This is a genomic window from Kocuria sp. HSID17590 (assembly GCF_003989485.1).
Lineage (GTDB): Bacteria > Actinomycetota > Actinomycetes > Actinomycetales > Micrococcaceae > Kocuria > Kocuria salsicia.
In genome coordinates this window covers 58,779-83,560 of the sequence record NZ_RBMB01000009.1, presented here as the reverse complement: position 1 = coordinate 83,560, position 24,782 = coordinate 58,779, and the positions used below count along the sequence as shown (strand labels likewise).

Annotated in this window: 23 protein-coding genes and 1 riboswitch; of the genes, 13 read left to right on the top strand and 10 right to left on the bottom strand. The window is 70.7% G+C overall.

Annotation, left to right across the window (positions count from 1 at the left end):
* Positions 1-61 precede the first annotated feature (61 nt).
* On the top strand, positions 62-784 hold the full coding sequence (locus D8M39_RS04860; protein WP_055083011.1) for an aspartate/glutamate racemase family protein: 723 nt from the start codon (positions 62-64) through the stop codon (positions 782-784).
* A gap of 26 nt (positions 785-810) precedes the next feature.
* On the opposite strand, the gene D8M39_RS04855 is transcribed toward D8M39_RS04860, so the two are convergent.
* On the bottom strand, positions 811-1,248 hold the full coding sequence (locus D8M39_RS04855) for a hypothetical protein (RefSeq protein WP_055083009.1): 438 nt from the start codon (positions 1,246-1,248) through the stop codon (positions 811-813).
* A 116-nt stretch (positions 1,249-1,364) separates the two neighbouring features.
* Between D8M39_RS04855 and D8M39_RS04850 the strand changes: the two genes are divergently transcribed.
* The 3 genes from D8M39_RS04850 to D8M39_RS04840 all read left to right on the top strand — a co-directional run bounded on the left by D8M39_RS04850 (position 1,365) and on the right by D8M39_RS04840 (position 3,946).
* Positions 1,365-2,411 carry an NAD(P)-dependent alcohol dehydrogenase gene (locus tag D8M39_RS04850; protein ID WP_126874541.1) on the top strand — a complete coding sequence of 349 codons (1,047 nt, stop codon included), beginning with the start codon at positions 1,365-1,367 and terminating at the stop codon, positions 2,409-2,411.
* A 109-nt stretch (positions 2,412-2,520) separates the two neighbouring features.
* The gene (locus tag D8M39_RS04845; protein ID WP_055083005.1) at positions 2,521-3,087 is read left to right on the top strand and encodes a GNAT family N-acetyltransferase; all 567 of its coding nucleotides are present in this window, start codon (positions 2,521-2,523) and stop codon (positions 3,085-3,087) included.
* Positions 3,088-3,166: 79 nt separating this feature from the next.
* Positions 3,167-3,946, top strand: a complete 780-nt coding sequence (locus tag D8M39_RS04840) for a class I SAM-dependent methyltransferase (protein ID WP_035964817.1) — start codon at positions 3,167-3,169, stop codon at positions 3,944-3,946.
* A gap of 289 nt (positions 3,947-4,235) precedes the next feature.
* Here the strand turns inward: D8M39_RS04840 and D8M39_RS04835 are convergent, their stop codons facing one another.
* From D8M39_RS04835 to aceB, 3 genes are all read right to left on the bottom strand, one after another.
* Positions 4,236-5,093 (bottom strand): bifunctional allantoicase/(S)-ureidoglycine aminohydrolase, encoded by an 858-nt coding sequence (locus D8M39_RS04835; protein WP_126874540.1) that lies wholly within the window; start codon positions 5,091-5,093, stop codon positions 4,236-4,238.
* Entirely contained in the window at positions 5,090-6,427 is a 1,338-nt protein-coding gene (locus D8M39_RS04830; RefSeq protein WP_153245900.1) for an aldolase, read from the bottom strand. Before D8M39_RS04830 ends, D8M39_RS04835 begins: the two co-directional genes overlap by 4 nt.
* A gap of 89 nt (positions 6,428-6,516) precedes the next feature.
* Positions 6,517-8,124 (bottom strand): malate synthase A, encoded by a 1,608-nt coding sequence (gene aceB, locus D8M39_RS04825; protein WP_126874538.1) that lies wholly within the window; start codon positions 8,122-8,124, stop codon positions 6,517-6,519.
* Between the two features lie 279 nt (positions 8,125-8,403).
* On the opposite strand from aceB, the gene D8M39_RS04820 reads away from it, so the two are divergent.
* Positions 8,404-9,165 (top strand): IclR family transcriptional regulator, encoded by a 762-nt coding sequence (locus tag D8M39_RS04820; RefSeq protein WP_371413760.1) that lies wholly within the window; start codon positions 8,404-8,406, stop codon positions 9,163-9,165.
* Positions 9,166-9,221: 56 nt separating this feature from the next.
* On the opposite strand, the gene rfbA is transcribed toward D8M39_RS04820, so the two are convergent.
* From rfbA to uraD, 5 genes are all read right to left on the bottom strand, one after another.
* Positions 9,222-10,112: a glucose-1-phosphate thymidylyltransferase RfbA gene (gene rfbA, locus D8M39_RS04815; protein ID WP_126874537.1), complete on the bottom strand. Its 891-nt coding sequence runs from the start codon at positions 10,110-10,112 to the stop codon at positions 9,222-9,224.
* Between the two features lie 214 nt (positions 10,113-10,326).
* The gene (locus D8M39_RS04810) at positions 10,327-11,904 is read right to left on the bottom strand and encodes a nucleobase:cation symporter-2 family protein (RefSeq protein ID WP_126874536.1); all 1,578 of its coding nucleotides are present in this window, start codon (positions 11,902-11,904) and stop codon (positions 10,327-10,329) included.
* 88 nt (positions 11,905-11,992) lie between these two features.
* Complete coding sequence (gene pucL, locus D8M39_RS04805; protein WP_153245899.1) at positions 11,993-12,883, bottom strand: factor-independent urate hydroxylase; 891 nt, start codon at positions 12,881-12,883, stop codon at positions 11,993-11,995.
* 68 nt (positions 12,884-12,951) lie between these two features.
* Positions 12,952-13,278 (bottom strand): hydroxyisourate hydrolase, encoded by a 327-nt coding sequence (uraH, locus tag D8M39_RS04800; RefSeq protein WP_126874534.1) that lies wholly within the window; start codon positions 13,276-13,278, stop codon positions 12,952-12,954.
* Positions 13,275-13,769 carry a 2-oxo-4-hydroxy-4-carboxy-5-ureidoimidazoline decarboxylase gene (gene uraD, locus D8M39_RS04795; protein WP_055082987.1) on the bottom strand — a complete coding sequence of 165 codons (495 nt, stop codon included), beginning with the start codon at positions 13,767-13,769 and terminating at the stop codon, positions 13,275-13,277. Before uraD ends, uraH begins: the two co-directional genes overlap by 4 nt.
* A gap of 285 nt (positions 13,770-14,054) precedes the next feature.
* Here uraD and D8M39_RS04790 point away from each other — a divergent pair, with 285 nt between their 5' ends.
* From D8M39_RS04790 to D8M39_RS04775, 4 genes are all read left to right on the top strand, one after another.
* Positions 14,055-14,789 (top strand): glutamine amidotransferase, encoded by a 735-nt coding sequence (locus D8M39_RS04790; RefSeq protein WP_126874533.1) that lies wholly within the window; start codon positions 14,055-14,057, stop codon positions 14,787-14,789.
* A 25-nt stretch (positions 14,790-14,814) separates the two neighbouring features.
* Entirely contained in the window at positions 14,815-16,155 is a 1,341-nt protein-coding gene (locus D8M39_RS04785) for a CPBP family intramembrane glutamic endopeptidase (protein WP_126874532.1), read from the top strand.
* Positions 16,145-17,524: a M18 family aminopeptidase gene (locus tag D8M39_RS04780; protein WP_094393482.1), complete on the top strand. Its 1,380-nt coding sequence runs from the start codon at positions 16,145-16,147 to the stop codon at positions 17,522-17,524. Before D8M39_RS04785 ends, D8M39_RS04780 begins: the two co-directional genes overlap by 11 nt.
* 63 nt (positions 17,525-17,587) lie before the next feature.
* Positions 17,588-17,679, top strand: a riboswitch (SAM riboswitch).
* A 178-nt stretch (positions 17,680-17,857) separates the two neighbouring features.
* On the top strand, positions 17,858-19,255 hold the full coding sequence (locus D8M39_RS04775) for an acyl-CoA dehydrogenase family protein (protein ID WP_126874531.1): 1,398 nt from the start codon (positions 17,858-17,860) through the stop codon (positions 19,253-19,255).
* Between the two features lie 123 nt (positions 19,256-19,378).
* Here the strand turns inward: D8M39_RS04775 and D8M39_RS04770 are convergent, their stop codons facing one another.
* Positions 19,379-20,794: a glyceraldehyde-3-phosphate dehydrogenase gene (locus tag D8M39_RS04770; protein ID WP_055082983.1), complete on the bottom strand. Its 1,416-nt coding sequence runs from the start codon at positions 20,792-20,794 to the stop codon at positions 19,379-19,381.
* Between the two features lie 367 nt (positions 20,795-21,161).
* Here D8M39_RS04770 and D8M39_RS04765 point away from each other — a divergent pair, with 367 nt between their 5' ends.
* The 4 genes from D8M39_RS04765 (at position 21,162) to D8M39_RS04750 (ending at position 24,570) form a co-directional block, all read left to right on the top strand.
* Complete coding sequence (locus tag D8M39_RS04765) at positions 21,162-22,094, top strand: carbohydrate kinase (protein ID WP_126874530.1); 933 nt, start codon at positions 21,162-21,164, stop codon at positions 22,092-22,094.
* 105 nt (positions 22,095-22,199) lie between these two features.
* Entirely contained in the window at positions 22,200-22,721 is a 522-nt protein-coding gene (locus D8M39_RS04760) for a YbhB/YbcL family Raf kinase inhibitor-like protein (protein ID WP_055082979.1), read from the top strand.
* 6 nt (positions 22,722-22,727) lie between these two features.
* Positions 22,728-23,672 carry an HAD family hydrolase gene (locus D8M39_RS04755; RefSeq protein ID WP_238693962.1) on the top strand — a complete coding sequence of 315 codons (945 nt, stop codon included), beginning with the start codon at positions 22,728-22,730 and terminating at the stop codon, positions 23,670-23,672.
* Complete coding sequence (locus tag D8M39_RS04750) at positions 23,665-24,570, top strand: glycerophosphodiester phosphodiesterase family protein (RefSeq protein ID WP_238693961.1); 906 nt, start codon at positions 23,665-23,667, stop codon at positions 24,568-24,570. The genes D8M39_RS04755 and D8M39_RS04750 overlap by 8 nt, the downstream gene beginning before the upstream one ends.
* Positions 24,571-24,782 lie beyond the last annotated feature (212 nt).

The following is a 24,782-nucleotide window of genomic DNA, read 5'->3' as shown; positions in this document are numbered from 1 at the left end:
CCGCACGGCGGGGCACGGCGTCGTCGTGCCATCCGACCCCCGACCACCCGAAGGACCCACCATGCGCATCCTGACCGTCAATGTGAACACCACGCCGTCCATGACCGAGTCCATTGCGGACGCTGCGCGCGCCGTGGCCGAGCCCGGCGTGGAGATCGTGGGGCTCACGCCCACCTTCGGTGCGCCGTCGTGCGAGGGGAACATGGAGTCCTACCTCGCCGCGGTGGGCGTGATGGACGCGGTGCTCGCCTACGACCAGCCGTTCGACGCCGTGATCCAGGCCGGGTTCGGCGAGCACGGCCGGGAGGGGCTGCAGGAGCTGCTGGAGCAGCCGGTCGTGGACATCACCGAGGCGGCCGCGTCCATGGCCACGTTCGTGGGGCGCAGCTACTCCGTGGTGACCACGCTGGACCGCACCGTGCCGCTGATCGAGGACCGGCTGCGGCTGGCCGGGCTCATGGACCGCTGCGCGTCCGTGCGGGCGTCGAACACCTCCGTGCTGGACCTGGAGCGGGACGAGAGCGCGGCGGTCGCGACGATCGTGGCCGAGGCGCAGCGGGCGGTCGAGCAGGACCGCGCCGAGGTGATCGTGCTCGGCTGCGGGGGCATGGCCGCCCTGGAGGACGCCGTGCGCGAACGCTGCGGCGTGCCCGTGGTGGACGGCGTGGCTGCTGCTGTCACTGTGGCGCAGTCGCTCGTGCGGCTGGGGCTGAAGACCTCCAAGGTCCGGACGTACGCGACACCCCTGCCGAAGGACCTCAAAGGTTTTCCTTTCGGGCGGTGAGGCCGGTTCGCGTCCTGCGCAGCCGACTACTTGCGGGGGAACCCTCCGGCCAGCAGAGCTGCCGCGATCAGGGCCGGCTGGCCGAACAGGCGGGCCAGTCGCCTGCCATCGGTGTCCAGGCCGAACGCGTCGTGCCGTTCGGCGTACTGGCTGATGTTGCCGGGGAAGATTGCGGCGTAGAACGCGGCCAGCCCGGCGCCCACGGCGGCGCGCCGCTTCGGCAGCGCGAACAGTGCCGCCCCGAACGCGATCTCCACCACCCCGGAGGCGAGCACCACCGTGTCCTTGTCCACGGGGAACCAGTCCGGAACCTGTGCCTGGAAGTCCTCGCGTGCAAAGGTGAGGTGGGAGATCCCCGCGGTGGACATGAGTGCCCCGAGCCCCAGACGGGCGACGTTCTGAGCAGCCGTGGGCTTGGGAGCGGGCGCGCTCAGTGACTGCAGTGCGTTGACGATGCGGGCCATGGGGTCTCCTGGGAGTCGTGTCGGGTACTTATCAGTAACAAACCCGCCGGGCCCGTCAGTATTCCTCGGTGCTCCGGTGTGACACCGGCGCACCGAGGGGTCTAGAGTCACCCGCCATGACTACCAACGTTGCTGCCTATCAGGCCGTCGCCTCCGGTGCCCCGCTCGAGAAGGGGACCGTCGAGCGGCGGGACCTGCGCCCGGACGACATCCGCATCGAGATCGAGTTCGCGGGCATCTGCCACTCGGACATCCACACCGTGCGTGAGGAGTGGGGGCCCATCGAGTTCCCCATGGTCCCGGGCCACGAGATCATCGGCCGGGTCACTGAGATCGGCTCCGATGTGACCAAGTTCGCCACCGGTGACCGTGCCGGCGTGGGGTGCCTCGTCGACTCCTGCCGCGAGTGCGAGTGGTGCCTGAAGGGCGAGGAGAACAACTGCCCCAAGGCCGTGGGCACGTACAACGGCAAGGACCGCTTCGACGGCCGCCCCACGGACGGCGGGTACTCCACGGAGATCATCGTGTCCGAGGCCTTCGCCCTGCACATCCCCGAGAACCTGGACCCGGCCGCGACCACGCCGCTGCTGTGCGCGGGCATCACCACCTACTCCCCGCTGCGCACCTGGGGCGTCACCGAGGGCTCCAAGGTGGCCGTGGTGGGCATGGGCGGTCTGGGCCACGTGGCCGTGAAGCTCGCCGCCGCCATGGGCGCAGAGGTGACCGTGATCAGCCAGACCCGCTCCAAGGAGGAGGACGGCCGCCGCTTCGGCGCCACCGACTGGATCGCCCGCAAGGAGGATCCCGAGGCGCTCAAGAACCACAAGGGCGAGTTCGACGTCATCATCAACACCGTCTCCGCCCACGTGGATGTGCAGGAGTTCATGGCCACCCTTCGTCCGCACGGTGCCATGGTGCTGCTGGGCCTGCCCACCGAGCCCCTGGAAGTGAGCGCCGGGTCCGTGATCAGCGGCCGCAAGTCCCTCACCGGGTCCAACATCGGCGGCATCCGCGAGACCCAGGAGATGCTGGACTTCTGCGGTGAGCACGGGGTCACGGCGGAGATCGAACTCATCAGCGCGGAGGACGTCAACGACGCCTACGACCGCGTGGTGAACTCGGACGTCCGCTACCGCTTTGTGATCGACGCCAAGAGCATCTGAGTTCGCAGAGTCGGAGAGAAGCGCCCCGGGCCGTGATGGCCCGGGGCGTTCTCACACCCCGGGGCAAGTGTCTGCGGGCGAAGGGCCGAGCCCTCGATACCCTGGGGGCATGCACCGCTCCCTCGACGACCTGATCTGGCCCCGCCGTACCGAACGGCTCACCGTGGGTCGACTGACCCCGGAGGATGCGGACGTGCTGTGGGAGCTGAAGGGCGATCTTGAGCTGAACCGCTGGACCACCAGGGTCTACGCCTCACGTGAGGAGTTCCGCGCGGACTGGGACGCCCTGGTCGCCACCCACCTGTTGGCCCACTGGGACGGGCGGCTCGCGGCCTATCTCATGGTCAAGCACCAGGACGCGTGGTCCCAGGCGGACGTCGCGGAACACGCCAGGGGGCAGCAGGTGGAGCTCGGCTGGGTGGTGGCGCCCTGGGCCCAGGGTTGTGGCATCGCCACGGAACTCGTGCGCGCAGGCCTGTCCATCGCGTTCGACATGGGCGTCCACCGTGTGGAGGCCGGCTGCTTCGCGGAGAACACCGGGTCCTGGAAGGTCATGGAGAAGGTGGGGATGCGGCGTGAGAGCCACACCGTGAGGGACTGTCTGCACCGGGACGGCCAATGGCACGACGGCTACGGGTACGCGATGCTCGCGGAGGAGCACCGACAACCAGTCTGAGGGCATGTCTTCTTGCCGACTCCGTCGATGATTCCATGTTCGGGATGCAGGCAACCCGCATTCCGGTATGTTTTCAGCCATGGACCTTTCCGATGAACAGTGGCTCGCGTCATGGCGGTCAGAGCAGAAGCCCCAGCCGGAGGGATGGAGCTTCTCGGACCTCGAAACGCGCATGACCGAGACCCCAGTGCCCTGGGATATTGACCTCGTCTATCGAACGGCTCTGGCAGATGCGACAAGCGTCCTCGACATGGGCACGGGCGGTGGCGAATTTCTGCTCACCTTCGCCAATTCTCTGCCACGTGACACCGTTGCAACGGAGGGGTGGGCGCCCAATGTGCTAGCAGCGCGTCGAAACCTGCAGGCCGTGGGGGTGGACGTGGTGGAGTACAGCGCTCCCGACGAGGATGTGGATTCACTGCCAATGCCTTTCCCCGATGACCGGTTCGATCTCGTGCTCAACAGGCATGAGTCGTATTCCCCGCGTGAGCTGGCACGTGTCATCGCGCCCGGGGGGCGGTTCGTAACCCAGCAAGTGGGAGGCGACGAGGCGCACGAGATAGGGCAGTGGTTCGGTGAGCACGCTGAACTGCCGCACGTGAACCTCGCGCATTGTGCCAGGGAGTTGGAGGAGGCGGGGTTCGAGGTCACGGAAGCAGAAGAACACGTGGGCAAGTATCTGTTCAACGACGTCGCTGCCCTGGTCGCATATCTGCAGCTGGTCCCATGGGATGCCCCGAGCGGATTCACTGTCGATGCATACGCGGAGGATCTCCTTGCTCTGCACCGCGAAACAGGAGGTGGTCCGGTACGGCTTACCCAGAAGCGATTCTGGCTCCGCGCCGTGCTGTGCGCCTGAACAGTTGAATGGGCAGGGTGCATTCGCATGCCGATTCAAAGCACCTTGGCTCTTCGTGTCACAAAGCCTTGTCTCGTCGTAGCGCTACTGAGGGGGTAGTCATGGTCATCACGGCCATGGTGTGACTTTTGGTGCCGTGCGGGCCACGTATCTTTAGCCACGTTCAAGAAATGAGTAGTGCGATATTTGTTCTGGTCCTGGCCGCCGTGGGTTTCGCTGGCATGTTTTCTGACAACCGCCGGACACGATTCCTCGTGCCCGGCGGTCCCACAGTCTGCAGAGTGAGGCGTCACCGCCCCGCATGCCCTCCCAGGGACAGCGGCGCGTGCCGGTTCACGTCCTTGTACAGCAGGTACCGGAACGGTTTGGGCCCACCGGCGTAGCAGGCCTGGGGACAGAAGGCGCGCAACCACATGAAGTCGCCCTCCTGGACCTCCACCCAGTCCTCATTGAGCCGGTACACGGCCTGACCCTCCAGGACGTAGAGCCCGTGCTCCATCACGTGGGTCTCCGCGAACGGGATGATCCCCCCGGGCAGGAACGTCACGATGGTCACGTGCATGTCGTGGCGCAGGTCCTTCTGGTCCACGAACCGCGTGGTGGCCCACCGGCCCTCGGTGCCCGGCATGGGCGTGGGCTCGATGTCCTGCTCGTTGGTCACGAAGGACTCCGGCTTGGGCACTCCGGCCACCCGCTGGTAGCGCTTGCGGATCCACATGAACCGGGTGTCCTCGGAGCCGCGGTTGTGCGCGGTCCACGTCTCGCCCGGGGCGATGAACGCGTACCCGCCGGGCACGAGCTCGTGGGTGTCGTCGTCGCCGGGCTCGTCGCCCAGGGTGAGTTCCAGGCAACCCTCCATCACGAACAGCACGGCCTCGGCGTCCGGATCCTCCTCGGGTCGGTCCGAGCCGCCGCCCGGCGCCACCTCCATGAGGTACTGCGAGAACGTCTCCGCGAAACCGGTCATCGGCCGCGCGAGCACCCACAGCCGCGTGTCCTCCCAGAACGGCAGGTAGGAGGTCACGATGTCCCGCTGCGTGCCCCGCGGAATCACCGCGTACGCCTCGCGGAACATCGCCCGGTCGGTCAGCAGGTCCGTCTGCGGCGGGTGCCCGCCGTGCGTGGCCCAGTAGGTGCGCTCGCTCATGCTGTCTCTCCTGTCTCGCCGGGTGCCCCGGTCACGGACGCCGACGACGACGCCGTACCCGGGTTCGCCACGGACCGCACCGTCTCCGGGTCCAGGCCTGCCGCGTGCAGCTCGTCCTCGCTGACCGCACCGCACAGCAATCCTCGCACCACGTAGCGCGCCAGCGCACGGGCGGTCGCGGGCTCGTCCGCGACGTCCGCGGCCTCGATGCCCGGCACGGACCGCCCGGCGTACGCGACGAGCCGGCGGGTGGCGTCGTCGAACGCGCCCCGGTAGAACGCGTAGTTGGTGAGGAAGCGCGTGGGCAGCTGGTGGGCGTGCAGGTCCCAGCCCTGGTAGAAGCCCCGCTCCAGGGAGCGCCGCACCAGGCGGGAGTGCAGCGCCCAGGTCTCACGGCGCTGGGCGGGGTCACCCACGGGGAGCCGGTTGGTGGAGCCGTCCGAGAGGTTCACGCCGGTGCCGGCCACGGCCACCTGCATCACGGACTTCGCGTGGTCCGCGGCTGGGTGCTCCAGCGACTGGAACTGCCCCGAGATCCCGAGGGAGGCCGAGTAGTCGTACGTGCCGTAGTGCAGGGCAGAGACCCGGCCTTCGGCGGCGCGCAGCATCGCCGGGATGGGGCAGGTGCCGTCCAGCCCCAGGATCATGGGCGGCGTCTCCATCTGGATCTCGAAGCGCAGCCGCCCGGCGGGCAGCCCCAGCGCGTCCTCGAACGCCGCACACGCCTCGACCATCACGCGCACCTGCTCCACGGTGGAGACCTTCGGCAGGGTGAGCACGAGCCCGTCCGGAAGACCGTCCGCACTGATCCCCGCCTCCGCGAGCCCGCCCTCGCGCACGAGCGTGGTCAGGAACAGGTCCAGGGTGCGCAGACCGCGGGCCCGCGTGGCCGCCTCGAAGCACTTGAAACGGATGCCCGCGAAGGCGGGAGCAGGTGCCGCACCCGTCGCACGGTTCCGCGCGAACGCGGCCACCGTGCGCGCGGCCTGCACCGCCGCGGCGTCCTCCTCGACGTCCGGGCGCTCGCCGTAGCCGTCCTCGAGGTCCAAGCGCAGATCCTCAACCGGCTCGGTGCGCAGCTTGCGGGCGACCCGCTCCACAAGGTCCGGCGCGGCGTCGTCGTCGATCCCGGCGAACCCCGCCAGGGCCGCGAGCCCGCCCGCCTGCTCCGCCGCGGCGAGGGCGGCTGCGCCCCACTGCGCGGGGGTGTCCTCGGTGACCAGGTCCGCCGGGACGTAGCACGTGTGCACGGGCTGCCGCGCGCCGGTGTCACCCGGGTAGAAACGGGTGAGATCCGCATCTGTGCCCGCGAGCAGCAGGTCCGCGCGGTGCAGGAAGCCCTCGGAGAGAACGGGGGCGTCCCCCGCCGCGCCGCGCGGGGCGGTCGTGGCGGGGGACGCGTGAACGGCGTGGGCCGGTCGGGTCACTTGCTGCCTTCCATGAGGTCGTACGCGGACAGCGTGAGGAAGTTCGGGTAGTCCTCCTTCAGCACCATGTCCGCGATCAGCCGGCCCGCGGGCACGAACCACTTCTCGTAGTTCTCCTGGTCGATCTCACCGCGCAGCACCTCGAGCTGCTTGTCGAGCGCGTCGGCGACGATCTCGCGCGTGGCCGTGTTGCCGGTGTCCGTGTAGACCACGCCGTTCTTGATCTGCTGCCAGATCTGCGAGCGGGAGATCTCCGCGGTGGCGGCGTCCTCCATGAGGTTGTGGATGGCCACCGCACCGTTGCCGGAGAGCCACACGGCCACGTAGCGGATGGCCACGTAGAGGTTCGCGTTGAGCTCCTTCTCGGTGCGCTGGTCACCGGCGGAGGGCACGTCCAGCAGCATCTCGGCGGTCACGTCCACGTCCGGGCGCTGGTGGTCCACCTGGTTGGGCTTCTCGCCGAGCACCTCGTCGAAGACCTCGCGGCACACGGGCACGAGGTCCGGGTGGGCCACCCACGAGCCGTCGAAGCCGTCCCCGGCCTCACGGGTCTTGTCGCCGCGCACCTTCTCGAAGGCGGCCTTGTTGATCTCCTCGTCCTTGCGGGACGGGATGAACGCGGCCATGCCGCCCATGGCGAAGGCACCGCGCTTGTGGCACGTCTGCACGAGCAGGTCCGTGTACGCGCGCATCAGCGGAGCGGTCATCGTCACGGCGGAGCGGTCCGCCAGGATGAACTTCTCGCCGGCGTCACGGAAGTACTTGATGATGGAGAACAGGTAGTCCCAGCGCCCGGCGTTGAGCCCGGAGGCGTGGTCGCGCAGCTCGTAGAGGATCTCGTCCATCTGGAACGCGGCGGGGATGGTCTCGATCAGCACGGTGGCGCGCACGGTGCCGTGCTCGATGCCCAGGTACTCTTCCGCGAACGTGAAGACGTCGTTCCACAGCCGCGCCTCCAGGTAGGACTCCATCTTGGGCAGGTAGTAGTAGGGCCCTTGACCGTTCTCGATCAGCTGCTTGGCCGTGTGGAAGAAGTGCAGCCCGAAGTCCGTGAGGGAACCGGAACCGGTCTTCCCGTCCACGGTGATGTTGTACTCGGGCAGGTGCCAGCCGCGCGGGCGCATGACCACCACGGCCAGGGGCACGTCCTCGCGCAGCTTGTACTCCTTGCCCTCCGGGGACGTGAAGCCCAGGGTGCCGCGGGCGGCGTCGCGCAGGTTGGCGATCGCGTCCACCTGGTTGGCCCAGCTGGGGGAGGCGGCGTCCTCGAGGTCCGCGAGCCACACCTTCGCGCCCGAGTTCAGGGCGTTGATCGCCATCTTCGCGGGCGACGCCGGTCCGGTCATCTCCACGCGCCGGTCCTGCAGGGCGGCGGGCGCCGGCGCGACCTTCCAGTCCCCCTCGCGGACCTCACGGGTCTCGGGGAGGAAGTCCATGGTCCCGGTCTCGGCGGCCTGACGACGCGCGGTCTCGCGCTTGCCGAGCAGCTCCTCGCGGCGGTCCCCGAACTTCTGGTGCAGGGCCTCGACGAACGCGAGGGCCTCGTCCGAGAGGATCTCGTCCGCGGCGGCCACGTTCTCGGGCGTCATGTGGGTGATGCTCATGGGTTGCCTCCTGGATGTCGGTGCAGTCGGTCGTGCCAGGGCAGCGGGCGCTGCGCCCTCAAAAATCCGTATGGTGGAAAAATAATTCCACCAATGGAATCCTAGGCGTAGAATGTGACGTATGACAACCGCCGGGCGAGTCCTGGCTCACACAGTGCGGTCGGTGCTCGGGGGTATTGCTCGGAGGGCGTCTCTCGGGGCGTCGCGGCACCCCTGCGAGCCGGTGACCCGGCCGACTCGACCGTCAAGCCTGACTCAGCAACCAGAGGGAGCACACGCATGGTGGACGGCAAGAGCGCGGGCGGGGTCCAGTCCGTGGAGCGGGTCTTCGACCTGCTCAGCATCATCACCGCCTCCGGGGGAGAGTCCTCCCTCAGCGAGCTCGCCTCCCGGGCCGAGCTGCCGCTGCCCACCATCCACCGCCTGCTGCGCACGCTCATCCCCCTGGGCTACGTGCGCCAGCTGCCCAACCGCAGCTACGCGCTCGGCCCGGGGCTCATCCGACTGGGCAACGCGGCCGGGCTGCAGCTCGGCACGTACGCGCAGCCCGTGCTGCAGGGGCTCGTGGACGAGCTGGGGGAGTCCGCGAACATGGCCGTGCTGGACGGGCAGATGGTCGTCTACGTGGGGCAGGCGCAGTCCTCCCACTCCATGCGGATGTTCACGGAGGTGGGCCGCCGGGCGCACATGCACGACACCGGCGTGGGCAAGGCGATTTTGGCGACGCTCCCGGAGCAGCAGGTGCTGAGCATCGTGACGTCCATAGGCATGCCCACCCCCACCGTGAAGAGCCACGGCACCGTGGAGTCCCTGCTCGCGGACCTCGAGGTCATCCGGGAGCGCGGCTACGCCGTGGACGACGAGGAGCAGGAGATCGGCGTGCGCTGCTTCTCCATGGTCCTGCCCAACGCCCCCACGCCCACGGCCATCTCGGTCTCGGGCCCCACCACGCGGGTGGACTGGGAGTTCGGCGAGCGCGCCGTGCCCCTCCTGCGCGACGCCGCCCAGCGGCTCTCGGCGCAGTTCGCCTCCGCGGGCTGAACGCCCGATCGCTGCATCGGTGGTCTCGTGACCGCGCACGTGTGCGCGGTGAGCTGTCAGCGGCGGGGGAGCGCGACGTCGTCGGCCTCGGAGAGCAGGGACTCGAGGTACGCGCCGTAGCCGCTCTTGGCGAGGGCTGCGGCCCGCTCGCGCAGCTGCACGTCGGAGAGCAGCCCGAGGCGCCACGCGACCTCCTCCGGGCAGCCGATCGAGGTGCCCTGCCGCGCCTGGACCGTGCGGATGAAGTTGGTGGCGTCCGCGAGGGAGTCGAAGGTCCCGGTGTCCAGCCACGCGGTGCCGCGCGGCAGCACGTGCACGGCCAGCTCGCCGCGCTCCATGTAGGCGCGGTTGAGGTCCGTGATCTCCAGCTCCCCGCGTGCGGACGGCGTGAGGGCGCGGGCGAACTCGACGGCGCGGTGGTCGTAGAAGTAGAGCCCCGGCACCGCGTAGTGGCTGCGGGGCCGCTCCGGCTTCTCCTCGATGGACACGGCCTGCCCGGCGGCGTCGAACTCCACCACGCCGTACGCACCCGGGTCCGCCACGCGGTAGCCGAAGATCGCGGCGCCGCGCAGGCCCTGGAAGCGGCGCAGCTGGGTGCCCAGGCCGGGGCCGTAGAAGATGTTGTCCCCCAGTACCAGACACACGCTGTCGTCCCCGATGTGCTCGGCCCCCAGGATGAACGCCTGCGCGAGACCGTCCGGGCGCGGCTGCTGCGCGTACGTGATCCGCACGCCGAACCGTGAGCCGTCGCCGAGCAGCCGCTCGAACTGCTCGGCGTCGTGCGGGGTGGTGATCACCAGGATCTCGCGCACCCCGGCCAGCAGCAGGGTGGACAGCGGGTAGTAGACCATCGGCTTGTCGTAGACCGGGACCAGCTGCTTGCTCACGCCCTCGGTCACGGGGTGCAGCCGGGAGCCCGTGCCGCCCGCGAGGATGATGCCCTTCATGTCCCCATTGTGGCAAGAGCCCATGAGCGCGCATGGAAGACGACGTCGCTCCACCCGGCTGCGACCACGGCGGCGGTGGGGTGCCGGGCTGGGCGCGCGGTGCGCGAGGCGTCCCGGACCGCGGGCGGCCGCGGCGTCGTCGTCCCTCGCCGGGAGACGACGACGACGCCGCACCCGGGTGGGAGCGGCGCCGTCGCGGAGCGGGGCTGGGGGCTCAGTCCTCCGCGGAGTCCTTGCGGACCTGCGGGATCTCCTGCGTCAGCGGGGCGGGGACCACCTCGCCGGACGCGGTGACGACCGGGACCTCCTTGCCCTCGGCGTCGTGCAGCTTGCCGTCCTTGACGGTGTCGCCCTCCTGGAGGTGGCTCTGCAGGTGCTCGAGCGCCTCGATGGGCACGTAGCGCACCGGGGCCTCCGTGAACACGGAGCCGCTGCCCTCGGGCGGGTTGCCGATCCGGATCTCGTTGAACAGGATGTTCAGCACCACGGCGGCCACGGCGGCGGAGCTGATGCCCGAGTGGAAGATGGTCTCGAACCATCCCGGGAAGCCCGCGTAGATGGTGGGCGCCACGATCGGCAGCATGCCGATGCCGATGGACGTGGCCACGATGATCAGGTTGGGCGTGCCCGCGTACTTCACCTTGCCCAGGGTGCGGATGCCGGACGCCGCCACGGTGCCGAACAGCACGATCCCCGCGCCACCCAGCACGGGCATGGGCACGGCGGCGACCACCCGGCCGAGCACGGGCAGCAGACCCAGCAGCAGCATGATCACGCCACCGGCGGTCACCACGAACCGGCTCTTGACCCCGGTGATCGCCACGAGACCCACGTTCTGGGCGAACGCGGACTGCGTGAAGCCGTTGAACACCGGCGAGATGAACGAGGCGCCCATGTCCGCGCGCAGACCGTTCGCAATGCGCTTGCGGTCCACGTCCGTGCCCACGATCTCGCCCACGGCGATGATGTCTGCGGTGGTCTCCGTGAGGATCACGAGCACGACGATCGTCATCGAGATGATCGCGGCCGGCTGGAAGGTGGGCGGACCGAAGGCGAACGGCTGCGGGAAGGCGAACACGGCGCCGTCGCCCACCTTGGAGAAGTCCGCCATGCCCAGGAGGAACGCGAGCAGCGTGCCGAGCACGATGCCCAGCAGGATGGACAGCCGCGAGACGATCGCGCTGCGGACCTTCGAGAGCAGCATGATGATCAGCAGCGTGGCCCCGGCCAGGCACACGTTCTTGAAGACGGTGTGCGGGTCGCCCTTCGCTGCCACGGCGGCGCCGCCCTGCGCCCACTGGGCGGAGACGGGGAACAGCGAGAGACCGATGGTCGTGATGACCACGCCCGTGACCACGGGCGGGAAGAAGCGGATGATGCGCGCGAAGAACGGCGCCACCAGGAAGCCGATCACCGCCGAGGCCATCACCGCGCCGAACACGGCCTGGATGCCGCCCCCACCGCCCACGATCGCCGTCATGGTGGCCACGCCCGCGAAGGACGTCCCCTGCACCAGGGGCAGCTGCGAACCGAAGAACTTGATCCCGAAGGACTGCAGGACGGTCGCCAGGCCACCCACGAAGAGGCAGCACGCCACGAGCAGGGCCTGGTCCGCGGAGGACAGCCCGGCGGCACCGCCCACGATCAGCGGCGGGGCGATGATCCCGCCGTACATGGTGAGGACGTGCTGGAACCCGTAGCCGAAGCTGGCTCCTGCGCCGAGGTACTCGTCCTCGGGGCGTGAGGACCGCGGGGACCGCCTGTGCCCGGCGGTCGCGGTGGTTGACGACATGGGGAAGCCTTTCGTGGAGTGCGCGAACCCTGCCCTCGCCGCGGACAGCGGCGAGGGCAGGAGAGAGCGGTGCGGCGGGCGCCGCGGCTCAGCAGAAGCCGGTGATGCCCGCCCAGGCGGCCTCGGCCTCCGGGGCGCCCTTGCGCTGCACGGTGGCCTCGATCAGCCCGAAGGGGCGGTCCGCGGCGTAGTGCGTCTCACCGGGGTTCTCGATGTCGCAGAAGCTCAGGTCGTACACGAAGTGGTGCTTGTTCGGGCACGAGAACCTGATCTCGTCGATCTCCGGGTGCGCCTCGATCACGGCCTTGCCCATGAGGTACAGGGTCTCCTGCAGGGCACGGGAGTAGTGGTCGGTGAACTTCTCCAGGATGATCTTCTTGACGTCCGCGTAGACGGCGTCGTAGCCCACGTCCGTGGTGCTGTAGCGCCAGCGGGTGGCCACGTCCGTGGACATGATCCGGTCCGTGGTCTCCGGCAGGGTCGTGTACTTGTCCTTGGGGTAGCCCTCGAACCCGGACTCCGTGGACTTCAGGATCGTGAGGTCCTTGAACCCGGAGATCACCGTCTGCTGCTCGCCGTCCGTGACGAGCACGGCGGTGCGGACCTCCTGCTTGTTCTGCACGAAGCAGTGGTCGCTGTCGTTGATCCGGTCCCACGCGTGCTCGTCCGCGGCCCAGCGGCCGCCGGTGACCCACTCGAACTCGGTGGTGAAGTGCTCCGAGAGCTTGAGCAGCAGCTCCTCCGGAGAGGTGATGCCGTACTTCTGGGCGAACGCGAACACCGTGTTCTTCTGGGTGTCCGTGGGCACGCAGTGGCCGTTGTCCCCCTCGGTGTGGACCGCCTCGAAGTCACCGCGCAGCTGCGAGGTCACCACGAGGTCACGGATCACGTGCCGGTCGGTGTCGCGGTGGATGCGCACCACGTGGTTCTGCGCCTTGCCGTACTGGTTCTTCCCAAGGACTACCTCGGTCATGGTCATCTGCTCCTCTGGGGAATCGTGGGTCCGCTGTGGAACGGCAGCCGTCGGCGCGGGGGCCGGCTCCTGGGTCAGCTGCCGCGGTACGTGGAGTACGCGAACGGGCTGAGCAGCAGGGGCACGTGGTAGTGGCCCTGCTCCTGCCGCACCGTGAAGTCCACCGCGACGAACGGGTAGAACGTCTCGAGCTCGAGACCGGCGAAGTACGCCTCGGTCGCGAAGAGAATCCGGTAGTGGCCGGACTCCAGGGTTTCGGGGCCGAGGTCTGCGACCCGGCCGTCCTCGTCGGTGGTGGCGGAGGCGAGCTCGCGGCCGTCGCCGGTGAGGAGCGTGACGCGGATCCCGCGGGCGGGGCGGCCGTGCACGGAGTCGAGGACGTGGGCGGAGACGAAGCTCATGCGAGCATCCCTTCGAGACGCAGGACTGCGATCTGACGCAGCTGCTCGGCCACCTCGCGGCGCTCGTCCTCGGGCGGGTTGGTCAGGCGGCGGCGGGCCTCGGAGAGGATCTCGGGCAGGCTGCGGCCGGCGGCGCGGATCAGGAACACGTGGCCGAACCGCTCCTGGTACTCCAGGTTCGCGCGCTCGAGATCGGCCCGCACGGCGTCGTCCGCGTCCCCCAACCCGGCCTGCTCGCCGCGGGAGAGCGTGGCCTCCGCGGAGTCGCCCTCCGCGCGGCGCCCGATCATCGGGTGGTGGGACAGCGCGCGGTCCAGCTCGGCGTCCGTGAGCGGGTGGGCGGCGGTGCGCGCGGCGTCCAGGAGGTCCGCGACGGCGGCGTAGGGCCTGCCGGCCACGAGCGCGTCGCTCCAGCGGGGCACGTCCAGCGCCGGACGCAGCGCGGCCTCGGCGGCCTCGCGGTCGAGGGCGTTGAAATCGACGAGCTCCACTGCTGCCCCTTGGTTTTCGGGATGCGAAAAAGGAATTTCAATTCAGTGAACTGGATCACGGTGCGCCCGTCAAGTGCGCCGCCGGGTGTTGCGTGCTCCGGGAGAGGGCGACGGCGCTCGGACCCGTCCGTGGCCGCGGCATCGCGCACCGGTTCGGGTGGCCGGTGCGGGTGGCGGGCTCGGGCGGCGCGGACGACGGCGCCGCGTGGCCGAGGCTCGCGGGCCGCGGCGGGTCCCCGGGCGGCGCCGTCCTCGGTGCTGCCGCGCGGTGGCTAGCATGAGGGCATGAAACCCTTCGTGCTCCTGGCCACGCGCGCCAACGACACCATCGCGGACGAGGAATACCAGGCCGTGGCCCGCTTCGGGGGGCTCGAGGAATCCCAGCTGACCCGCATCCGCCTGGAGTCCGGGCAGTGGCCGGCGCTGGACCTGGACGAGTACAGCGGGATCATCGTGGGCGGCTCGCCCTTCAACTCGTCGGACCCGCCGGAGGAGAAGTCCAAAGCGCAGCGCACCGCGGAGACGTGGATCAGCTCCCTGCTGGACGAGGTGGTGGCCCGCGACTTCCCATTCCTGGGCGCGTGCTACGGCGTGGGAACCCTCGGCATCCACCAGGGCGCCACCGTGGACCACACGTGCCACGAGGACGTGGGACCCATCACCGTGACGCTCACCGAGGAGGGGGAGAAGGACCCGCTGCTCGCCGGGCTGCCGCACGAGTTCAGCGCGTACGTGGGCCACAAGGAGGGCACCCGGGTGATGCCGTCCAACGCCGTGCTGCTCGCCACGGGTTCCGTGTGCAGGGTGCAGATGTACCGGATCAAGAACAACCTCTACGCCACCCAGTTCCACCCGGAGCTGGACCCCGAGGGGCTGGTCAGCCGCATCATGGCGTACAAGGACCTCGGCTACTTCCGGCCCCAGGACACCGAGGCCGTGATCGACCGCGTGGTCAACGGGCCCGTGGTGGACCAGGCGCCCCGGATCCTGCGCGCCTTCGTGGAGCGTTACCAGCGCTGACCCGCGGACCCGCTACCGTGGACGCATGAGTCAGCCGAGCGCCCCGTGGTCCCGCCCGACACCCCCGCAGCAGGGTGAGCAGCCCCGCCGCAGGGACCCCGGTGCGCAGGATCCCGGCGTGCAGAACCCGGGTGCGCACGGCCTGGCCCGGCCGTCCGACGGCGGCCACGTCCCGGGCCCGGTCTCCGCCCCCGGCCCGATCAGCGCGGGCACCACCCGCACGTTCTTCTACCACCGGCTCGCGCTCGCGGACCGCAACCACCGCTGGTGGATGCCCCTGGTGGAGGGTGTCATCGGGGTGGGCATCTACCTGGTACTGAGCATCCTGTTCGGGATCGCCATCGCGTTCACCCTCCCGGAGTCCCTGTCCGAGGACGTCCTGGCGATGGACCAGCTGGACCCGGCGGTGTTCCTGCTGCTCTTCGGCTCCGTGGCGCTGATGCTGCCCAGTGTGCTGCTGGCCCGCCTGGTGCTGGGGCCCCGCCCGCTGGGGCTGGTCTTCTCCGTGGCCGGACGCATCCGCTGGACGTGGCTGCTCACGTGCCTGGGGGCCGCGGCGGCCGTGTACGTGGTGGTCAACGCCGTGGGGATCGGCCTGGACATGGTCACCGGCGGCGGCGTCCCGCAGCTCGAACTGGCGCCGGGCTTCGGGTGGCTCGTGGTGCTGTGGCTCGTGGTGGTACCCCTGCAGTGCACGGCCGAGGAGCTGGTCTTCCGCGGCTACCTCGCGCAGACCATCGGCCGCTGGCTCAAGCACCCCGCGTGGGCCATCCTGCTGCCGGTGCCGCTGTTCGTGCTCGGCCACACCTACGACGTGTGGGGGCAGATCTCCGTGGGGATCATGGCCGTGACCATGGGCGTCGTCACGTGGCGCACGGGCGGCCTGGAGGCCGGGATCGCGCTGCACACCGTGAACAACATGGTGGTCACCGCCATGGGCATGGTCGGTCTCGCGGACATGAACGAGACCTCCGGCAGCCCCTCGGACGTGGTCTTCGAGGTGATCCTCAACGGCGTCTACCTGGCGATCGTGTTCTGGCTCGTGCGCCGTCGTCCGGCCCTCGCTGTCACGCGCACCGTGATCCTCCCGCCGCCGCCCGCACCCCCGCGGATGCCCGAGCTGCACGCCCGCCCCGCCGCGATCGCCGCGGACTCCTCCGGCCTGGCCGCCTACGTGCTCAACCCCATCACCCAGACCTACATGACGCTGCCGCCGCAGTACGGTCCCTACTCGGTCCGCGACGCCCAGGGGCGCTGGGTGGGCGTGCTGGACACCCGCACCTCGCAGGGGCAGCCGCAGCCGATGCCCCCGGCGGACCGGGGCCGCCCGGAGGGCCCCTCCTACACTGGGGTCCATGACGAATAGATCACACGTGAGCTCCCCGTCCGCCGACGACGCCGCGACGGGCTCCACCCCGGAGGCCGCTTTCGCGCGTGGTCTGGGGGAGTACGTCACCGCCTCGCCCAGCCCGTTCCACGCCGTCGCCACGGCCGCCGCCGCGCTGGACGCCGCCGGCTTCACGCGCCTCTCGGAGACCGAGGCCTGGCCGGAGGGCCCCGGGGGCCGCTACTACGCGGTGCGCGACGGCGCCCTGATCGCCTGGGTGCTGCCGCCCGGTGCCGTGGCCGGTGCGGGCTACCGCGTGCTGGGCGCCCACACCGACTCGCCGGGCTTCAAGCTCAAGCCCCGCCCCACCACCGTCTCCCACCGCTGGTACCAGGCCGGGGTGGAGGTCTACGGCGGCGCGCTGCTGAACTCCTGGCTGGACCGGGACCTGCGCTTCGCCGGGCGCCTCGTGGTGCGCGGGGAGAACGGACCCCGCGAGGTGCTGAGCGCCACCGGACCCGTCGCCCGGATCCCGCAGCTCGCCATCCACCTGGACCGCAGCGCCAACGAGGCCCTCACCCTGGACAAGCAGCGCCACACCCAGCCCGTGTGGGGCGTGGGGGACGCGCAGGACGCGGACTTCCTGGCGGTGCTCGCGCGGGCGGCGCACGCGCCGTCGTCGGCCGGTGAACAGGCGTTCGAGGCCGTGGCACCGGAGGACATCCTGGGCTACGACATCACCGTGGCGGACACCCAATCTCCCGAGCTCATCGGGGCGCAGTCCAACCTGCTCGCGAGCGGGCGGCTCGACAACCTGACCTCGGTGTACGCGGGACTGCGCGCCATGACCGATCACGTGGCGGAGCTGGAGGCCGCTCCGCACGTGAGCATCCTGGCGGCGTTCGACCACGAGGAAGTGGGCTCCGAGACCCGCTCCGGTGCGGGCGGACCGTTCCTCGAGGACGTCCTGGAACGCATTGCGGCCGCCCGCGGGCAGTCGCGGGAGGAGCACCTGCGGGAGATCGCGGCCTCGGTGTGCCTCTCCTCGGACGCCGGGCACCTGGTGCACCCCAACTACGAGGGCCACCACGACCCGGTCAACACGCCCGAGCCCGGCCGCGGGCCCCTGCTGAAGATCAACGCAAAGCAGCGCTACACGACGGACGCCGTGGGCGCCGCACTGTGGGCCGGGATCTGCGAGGACGCCGGGATCGGGTACCAGGAGTTCGTGGCGAACAACGACATCCCGTGCGGCTCGACCATCGGGCCCATCACCGCCACCCGGCTGGGGATGCGCACGCTGGACGTGGGCGTGGGGCTGCTGTCGATGCACTCGGCGCGCGAGCTCGTGCACACCGGGGACCTGCTGGCGCTGAACGCCGCGGTCGCGAGCTTCTGGAAGGGCTGAGCCGGTCACGGGAGGACACGCGCGTTGACACCCTCGCCGCCCGCGTGATGAATTGAGCGCGTAACGCCATCCAGAGCGGCCGAGAGACGTGGCTCGTCGACGCCGCAGCAACCACCCGTGTCACGGGCCGGTGCTCCCGCCACGGCCGATGGACAGTGCTCTGCTCCGCTGACCGCTTCGGTGACCGTCGCCTTTCCCGCGGCGGGCTCGTCCGCGCCCCACGTGCGCGGGCGTCGCCCGGGGGTGGCCGGGTCCACCGCGCGGTCCTCGTGCGCATCCCGGCCTGAGGGGCACGGCGCGCGGTGCGGGTCCGACGCAGGGAGCCGTCAGCGCATGAGCACCACCCAGATCACCGAATCCCCCCGCACCCTGGCCCGCGAGGCCGCCGCACGGGACGTGGCCGAGGAGGCCGCCGCTGCCACCGCGCTGCGGGAGGCGGCCGCCGCCGGGGCGGTCACGGACGACGCCCGCGCCACCCGCTTCCCGCCCACCGGCGAGATCCCCACCGAGGAGCTGCTGCGGGTCTTCCGCCCCGTGTTCGCGCGGATCGCCGAGCGCGCCGTGGCCCGCGAGCAGGACCACGAGCTGCCGTTCGAGTGCTTCGGCTGGCTCAACGCGCTGCGCTTCGGGGCGCTGACCCTGCCGGTGGCCCGGGGCGGCTACGGCGCCACTCTCGCGCAGACGGTGGAGCTGCTCGTGGAACTCGCCGCCGCGGACTCCAGCGTGGCCCACGTCTACCGCTCCCACCTGGGCTTCCTCGCGAGCCTGGGCGCGGAGGAGGCGGACGTCTGGTTCCCGCGCGTCGCGGCGGGCGAGACCGTGGGCAACGCCGCCACCGAGCGCTCCGGCGCCGCGCTGGGCACCGCGGCCACGAGCCTGGTCCGCTCGGAGCCGGACGGCGCGGTACAGAACGGCACGGCGCCGGACAGTGCGTGGGAGCTCAACGGCACCAAGTACTACTCGACCGGGTCGATCTTCTCGGACTGGATCCAGGTCACCGCGCAGATCCCCAGACAGGAGGCCCGCTCCCACGCGCTCGTGGGCAGCGACTGGGACGGCGTGGAGATGGTCGACGACTGGGACGGCTTCGGGCAGCAGCTCACAGGCACGGGGACCACCCACTTCCGCGGTGTCCGGGTGCCGGCGGAGAACGTGCGGAACAGGGACGGTCGCAGCACGCAGGAGACCGCGGTCTTCCAGCTGGTGCTGCTCTCGGTGGAGGCGGGCATCGCGGTGGCCGCCGCGACCGCCGCGGCGGATCAGGTGCGCGCCCGGACCCGCGGCTTCAACACCGGCAACGGTGCGGTGACCCGCGAGGACCCCCAGGTCCTGCAGCGCGTGGGCGAACTCAGTGCCCAGGCGGCCGCGGCGCGCGCCATCGTGCTGCAAGCCGCGCGCGACGTCGACGCCGCCGTGGGCGTTCTCGGCCAGGACCCCCGGATCACGGACCCCGAGGAGCTGACGAACGCGTGCGAGCTCGCCGTGGCCCAGGCCCACGTGGTGGTCCCGGGGCTGGTCAAGGACGTCACGGACGGGATCTTCGACGTCCTGGGCGCCTCGGCCGTGTCCCGCTCCAAGGCCCTGGACCGGTTCTGGCGCAACGCCCGCACCATCGCCACGCACAACCCGGTGATCTACAAGGCGCGCATCGTGGGCGACCACCGAGTCAACGGCACGCCCATGTTCGGGCTCAACGCGATCGGCGAGGTCAGCCGCTCCGCGACCTCCTGACGGGACGTCCTGAGAGGACGGAGGCCGGCGGCCCCCGTGACCACCGACGACGGCGCCCGGCGACCCTCCGCGGGGAAGGTCACCGGGCGCCGTCGTGCCGGGGCACTGCCGCGAAAGGGCTGGCTACGGCAGCTGCAGCATGGAGATGTCCGCCATGCGGGCCATGACGCGCACCACCTGGCACGAGTAGCCGAACTCGTTGTCGTACCAGACGTAGAGGACCACGGAGTTGTTGTTCACGATGGTCGCGAGCCCGTCCACCACACCGGCGCGGCGGGAGCCCACGAGGTCCGTGGAGACGACGTCCGGGGAGTCCACGTAGTCGATCTGCTTGCGCAGGGGCGAGTTCAGGGACATGTCCTTGAGGAACGCGTTGACCTGGTCCTTGTCCGCCGGGGCGTTCTCCAGCTGGAGGTTCAGGATGGCCATGGACACGTCCGGGGTGGGAACGCGGATCGCGTTGCCAGTGAGCTTGCCCTGCATCACGGGCAGGGCCTTGGCCACGGCCTTCGCGGCACCGGTCTCCGTGATCACCATGTTCATGGCGGCGGAGCGGCCGCGGCGGTCGCCCTTGTGCCAGTTGTCGATCAGGTTCTGGTCGTTCGTGTAGGAGTGCACGGTCTCCACGTGGCCCTGCACGATCCCGTACTCGTCGTTGAGGACCTTGATGACCGGGGTGATCGCGTTCGTGGTGCAGGACGCCGCGGAGAGGATGGTGTCCTCCGGGGAGATGTCCTTGTCGTTGACGCCGCACACGATGTTCTTCATCTCGCCCTTGCCGGGGGCGGTGAGCAGCACCTTGCCCACGCCCTTGGCCTGCAGGTGCTGGGAGAGGCCCTCCTCGTCACGCCACACGCCGGTGTTGTCCACCACCAGGGCGTCGTGGATGCCGTACTCGGTGTAGTCGATCTCCGAGGGGGAGTTCGCGTAGATGAACTGGATCGGCACGCCGTTGGCGGTGATCACGTTGTTCTCCTCGTCCACCGTGATGGTGCCGTCGAAGGAGCCGTGCACGGAGTCGCGGCGCAGCAGCGAGGCGCGCTTGACGAGGTCGTTTCCGGGCTTCTTGCGCACCACGACGGCGCGCAGGTTCAGGCCCGTGCCGTCGTTGCGGTTGAGCAGGATGCGCGCGAGCAGCCGGCCGATGCGGCCGAAGCCGTAGAGCACCACGTCCCGGGTCTCGGCGTCGTTGCTGCCGTGCTGGCCCACCGCGGGGGCGAGCGCCTCGCGCAGGTACGCGTCCAGGTCCGTGGCGCCGGACTCCGAGAAGCCCTGGTAGAGCTTGGCGACGTCCACGTTGCAGGCGCCCAGGTCCAGGCCGCCCAGGGCCGTGACGATCTCCAGGGTCCTGTCCAGGGGCAGCTCCTCGCCCAGGATGCGGCGCGCGAAGCGGTGGACCTTGATGATGTCCGTGACGGACTTGTGCACCAGGGAGCGCCCGAACACGGTGGTGACAACCTTGTTGTTGCGGTGCAGCTGCCCCACCAGGGGGACCAGCTGCTCGGCGAGGGCTTCTCGTTCGGACCAGGTGGCGCTCATGAGCAACCTTCTTCCTCGGCCCGGGACGTCGTCGTCTGGGCCGTCTTGGAGTCGCGCGACGGTGCGCGGACTGGCGGGGTGGCGCGCCTCGTGAGCGGCGCTGCTCGTCGCCGCCCAGTTTACGGGTCCGCGGGGGCGGCCCCGATCTGTGCCGCAGGATGACGCCGCGGCCCCCACAGGTGGCCCGGGGGTGGCATGGTCTGGGCACGACGTCGAAACGCCGCCACTCGAGCGCCCCGCCCGAGGGAGCGGCCCGAACGGGCCGTCCGGGCTCGACGTCGTGGTCGGACGTCCCGCACGTGCCCTGCCCATGCGCGCGGTCCTCCACAGCCGGGTCACGGGCGCCCCCTTTTGCTACCGTGGTGCCATGTTGACGGTGATCGGCGAGGCCCTCGTGGACGTGGTGTCCCGCAGCGGCGCAGAACCCCGCGCGCACGTGGGCGGAAGCCCCATGAACGTGGCCGTGGGACTCGCCCGGCTGGGCCAGGAGGTCCAGTTCCTGGGCCGCTACGGGCAGGACGACTACGGCCACCAGGTGGTGGAGCACCTGCGCGGCAACGGTGTGGCGCTGCCGTTCGAGGCGGACGCCCGCCCCACCTCCGTGGCCCAGGCGAACCTGGACGAGCACGGTGCGGCCACCTACGACTTCCAGCTGGACTGGTCCCTGGACGTGGACTCCGCGCGGATCGACGAACTGCTGGAGGACACCTCCCTGCTGCACGTGGGCTCGATCGGCGCGATGCTCGAACCCGGCGCCACCGTGGTGGGCGAGGCCGTGGAGCGCGCGCAGCGCACCGCCCTGGTCTCCTACGACCCCAACTGCCGCCCCACGATCATCCCGGACTCCTCCGATGCGCGCGCCCGGGCGGAGCGGATCGTCGCGCTGTCCCACGTGGTCAAGGCCTCGGACGAGGACCTGCTCTGGCTCTACCCGCACCGCAGCGTCGAGGAGACCGCGCGCGCCTGGCTCAAGGCCGGGCCCCGTCTAGTGGTGGTCACCCGCGGCGGTCAGGGCCCGTGGGCCGTGAACCGAGGCACCGGGTCCGACGGCGTGTCCGTCCCGGCCGCGCACGTCACCGTCGCGGACACCGTGGGCGCCGGGGACTCCTTCATGGCCGCGCTGCTCTCCGCCCTCGCGGACCGCGAGATCCTGGGCGCCTCCGCGGCCACGTCCCTGGAGGAGCTCAGCGCGGACGAGGTCACCGAGTTGCTGCTCTACGCCGCGGCCGCCGCCGGGGTCACCGTCTCCCGCGCCGGGGCGGACCTGCCCACGCGCGAGGACCTGCCCGTCACCTCCTGACCCGCCGGGGCCCACTCCGTGGCGGCCCGCACTGCTGGGGCCCACATCCTTGCGGCCCCGCCCGGTCATCAGAAGCCCGATCCGCACGACGAGAGGAACACCGTCATGTACGACCGCCACCCCTACGCCGACCTGCCCGAGCTCCCCGAGTTCACCGTGACGTCCACGGACGTGACGGAGGGCGCCACGTTCGCCACGCCCCAGGTCTCCGGGATCATGGGCGCCGGGGGAGAGGACGTCTCCCCGCAGCTGTCCTGGAGCGGCGCTCCCGAGGGCACGAAGTCCTACGTGGTCACGATGTTCGACCCGGACGCCCCCACCCCCAGCGGGTTCTGGCACTGGTGCCTGTCCAACATCCCGGCGGACGTGACGGAACTGGCGACCGGGGCGGCGTCGAACCCCCCGAAGGGTGCCGTGAAGCAGCGCAACGACGGCGGCACCGACGAGTACCTGGGTGCCGCGCCTCCCGAGGGCCACGGCCCGCACCGCTACATCATCTGCGTGACCGCGGTGGACGTCCCCGAGCTGGAGGTGGACGAGAGCTCGAGCCCCGCCGTGGTGAACTTCAACCTCTTCTCGCACGCCATCGGGCGGGCGTTCCTCACGCCCGTCTACGAAGTGGCCTGAGCGCGCGTGCCGGAGCACACAGGGCCTTCCGAGCCGCCCGTCCGTCTGATCGCGAGCGACCTGGACGGGACGGTGCTCGGTCACGACTTCCGCTTCCGGCCCCGTACCGTCGCGGCCATCACCGCCGCGCGGGACGCCGGGATCCAGGTGGTCTTCGTGACCGGGCGCCCCTCGCGCTGGCTGCACCCGCTGCACGAGCAGCTCGACGACGTCGGCGTGGTCATCTGCTCCAACGGCGCCGTGATCTACGACCCCGGGACCGAGCGGATCCTGGAGGCGAGCGTGTTCGACGTGGGCGATGCCGTTCCCGTGGTCGAGGACATCACCCGTGCCTGCCCCGGCTCGCTGTTCGCCGCGGAGACCCTGGACACCGTGCACACGGACCTCGGCTGGTCACGCACCGACCGCATGGAGATCGAGGGCATCACGGAGGCCCCGCTCACCGAGTCGCTGACCCCGGGCACGGAGGTGGTCAAGCTGCTGGCCAAGCTGGACGACGCCGATCCCGCCGCGTACTTCGAGCGCGTCCGGGAGATCGTGGGGGACCGGCTGTCCGTGACCCACTCCGTGGCCGCCGCCCCGCTCGTGGAGATGGGCCAGCGCGGACTGACCAAGGCGCGGACGCTGGAACGCTTCGCCGCCGAGCTCGGCATCTCCAGCGCCGAGGTGATGGCCTTCGGAGACATGCCCAACGACCTCGAGATGCTCACGTGGGCCGGGCGCGGCTACGCGATGGCGGACGGGCATCCCGGCGTGGTCGCGGCGGTGCCCCGCACCGCGCCCGCGTTCACGGAGGACGGCGTGGCGCAGGTGATTGAGGAGTACCTCGCCTCGGTCTCCGGCGACAGAGCCCGTGACGGTGCCGACGACCGCACCCGTGATCGCGCCGACGACCGTGCCCCTGAAGGTGCCCGCCGCCACGATGGAGAGAAGGAGACCGACCGTGCCTGAGAGTCCCGCGGCGGCGTCGCGTCCCGATCATGTGCCGGGTCCCGGGCGCCGGAACCCGGCCGCCCTGGCCCACCGCGGCTTCTCCCCGGACGGCCACGAGAACACCCTCGCGGCGTTCGAGGCGGCCGCGGAACTCGGATTCGTGTGGCTGGAGACGGACGTGCACACCACCCGGGACGGCGTGGTCGTGGCGTTCCACGACCCCACGCTGGAGCGCGTCACGGGCACCACCGGCGCGGTCAACGACCTCGCGTGGGAGCAGCTGCGCGAGCTGCGGATCGGCGGCGAGCACGGCATCCCCACGCTCGAGGAGCTGCTGCGCGCGCTGCCGGACGCGCGCCTGAACATTGACGTCAAGGACGAGGCCTCCGTGGCCGCCCTGCCCGAGGTCCTCGCACGGGAGGGCGCCGCGGACCGCGTGCGCGTCACGTCCTTCTCCGAGTCACGACGACGCCGCACGCTCGCCGCGCTCTCCCGGCTCACCGGGCGGCGCGTCAAGACCTCCGCGGGGACGCTCGGCATGGCGGGGTTCCTCGCCGTCGCGGCGGTCGCACCCCTCACGGACAGGGTCTCCCCGCGGATCGCGCACGCCCTGTGGGCGGCGCACCGGGCAGCGTGGTCCCGCGTCGTCGCCCCCTTCGACACCCTCCAGCTGCCGGAACGGCACACCCTCGAGCTGCCCCTGGGGCGGCGGGTGACCGTGCGGATCGTGACCCGCCAGTTCCTGGACCTCGCCCACCGGGAGGGGCTGCGCGTGCAGGTGTGGACCGTCAACGAGCCCGCGGACATGGACCGGCTGCTGGACCTCGGGGTGGACGGGCTGATCACCGACCGCGCGGACCTGCTCCGGGACGTGCTCCTCCGCCGGGGCCAGTGGCCGCCGGACTCCCAGGACTGAGCCCCAGGACCGAGGCCCAGGGCTGACCCCTCGCTCTGACGCTCAGCGCCGACGTCGGCACGGACCCGTGCAGCGTGGAGGCGCCCGGCCGCCCCGGCCCGTGACCTCCCCAGCGGCGGGCGAGGAGCGGCCGACGCGTTCCCGTGAAGTCCTCTGCTTCACCCCTTCGGGTGCCCCGGCACGGTAGCGTGGAACGTGATCGAGGCCACGAA

Coding starts and splice junctions, on each gene's coding strand:
- D8M39_RS04780 (WP_094393482.1), top strand. CDS start 16,145: ATGACGAATAGATCACACGTGAGCTCCCCGTCCGCCGACGACGCCGCG.
- D8M39_RS04820 (WP_371413760.1), top strand. CDS start 8,404: ATGGTGGACGGCAAGAGCGCGGGCGGGGTCCAGTCCGTGGAGCGGGTC.
- D8M39_RS04810 (WP_126874536.1), bottom strand. CDS start 11,904: ATGTCGTCAACCACCGCGACCGCCGGGCACAGGCGGTCCCCGCGGTCC.
- D8M39_RS04765 (WP_126874530.1), top strand. CDS start 21,162: ATGTTGACGGTGATCGGCGAGGCCCTCGTGGACGTGGTGTCCCGCAGC.
- D8M39_RS04845 (WP_055083005.1), top strand. CDS start 2,521: ATGCACCGCTCCCTCGACGACCTGATCTGGCCCCGCCGTACCGAACGG.
- uraH (WP_126874534.1), bottom strand. CDS start 13,278: ATGAGCTTCGTCTCCGCCCACGTCCTCGACTCCGTGCACGGCCGCCCC.
- D8M39_RS04840 (WP_035964817.1), top strand. CDS start 3,167: ATGGACCTTTCCGATGAACAGTGGCTCGCGTCATGGCGGTCAGAGCAG.
- D8M39_RS04770 (WP_055082983.1), bottom strand. CDS start 20,794: ATGAGCGCCACCTGGTCCGAACGAGAAGCCCTCGCCGAGCAGCTGGTC.
- D8M39_RS04775 (WP_126874531.1), top strand. CDS start 17,858: ATGAGCACCACCCAGATCACCGAATCCCCCCGCACCCTGGCCCGCGAG.
- rfbA (WP_126874537.1), bottom strand. CDS start 10,112: ATGAAGGGCATCATCCTCGCGGGCGGCACGGGCTCCCGGCTGCACCCC.
- D8M39_RS04850 (WP_126874541.1), top strand. CDS start 1,365: ATGACTACCAACGTTGCTGCCTATCAGGCCGTCGCCTCCGGTGCCCCG.
- D8M39_RS04760 (WP_055082979.1), top strand. CDS start 22,200: ATGTACGACCGCCACCCCTACGCCGACCTGCCCGAGCTCCCCGAGTTC.
- D8M39_RS04855 (WP_055083009.1), bottom strand. CDS start 1,248: ATGGCCCGCATCGTCAACGCACTGCAGTCACTGAGCGCGCCCGCTCCC.
- pucL (WP_153245899.1), bottom strand. CDS start 12,883: ATGACCATGACCGAGGTAGTCCTTGGGAAGAACCAGTACGGCAAGGCG.
- D8M39_RS04835 (WP_126874540.1), bottom strand. CDS start 5,093: ATGAGCGAGCGCACCTACTGGGCCACGCACGGCGGGCACCCGCCGCAG.
- D8M39_RS04785 (WP_126874532.1), top strand. CDS start 14,815: ATGAGTCAGCCGAGCGCCCCGTGGTCCCGCCCGACACCCCCGCAGCAG.
- D8M39_RS04790 (WP_126874533.1), top strand. CDS start 14,055: ATGAAACCCTTCGTGCTCCTGGCCACGCGCGCCAACGACACCATCGCG.
- D8M39_RS04860 (WP_055083011.1), top strand. CDS start 62: ATGCGCATCCTGACCGTCAATGTGAACACCACGCCGTCCATGACCGAG.
- aceB (WP_126874538.1), bottom strand. CDS start 8,124: ATGAGCATCACCCACATGACGCCCGAGAACGTGGCCGCCGCGGACGAG.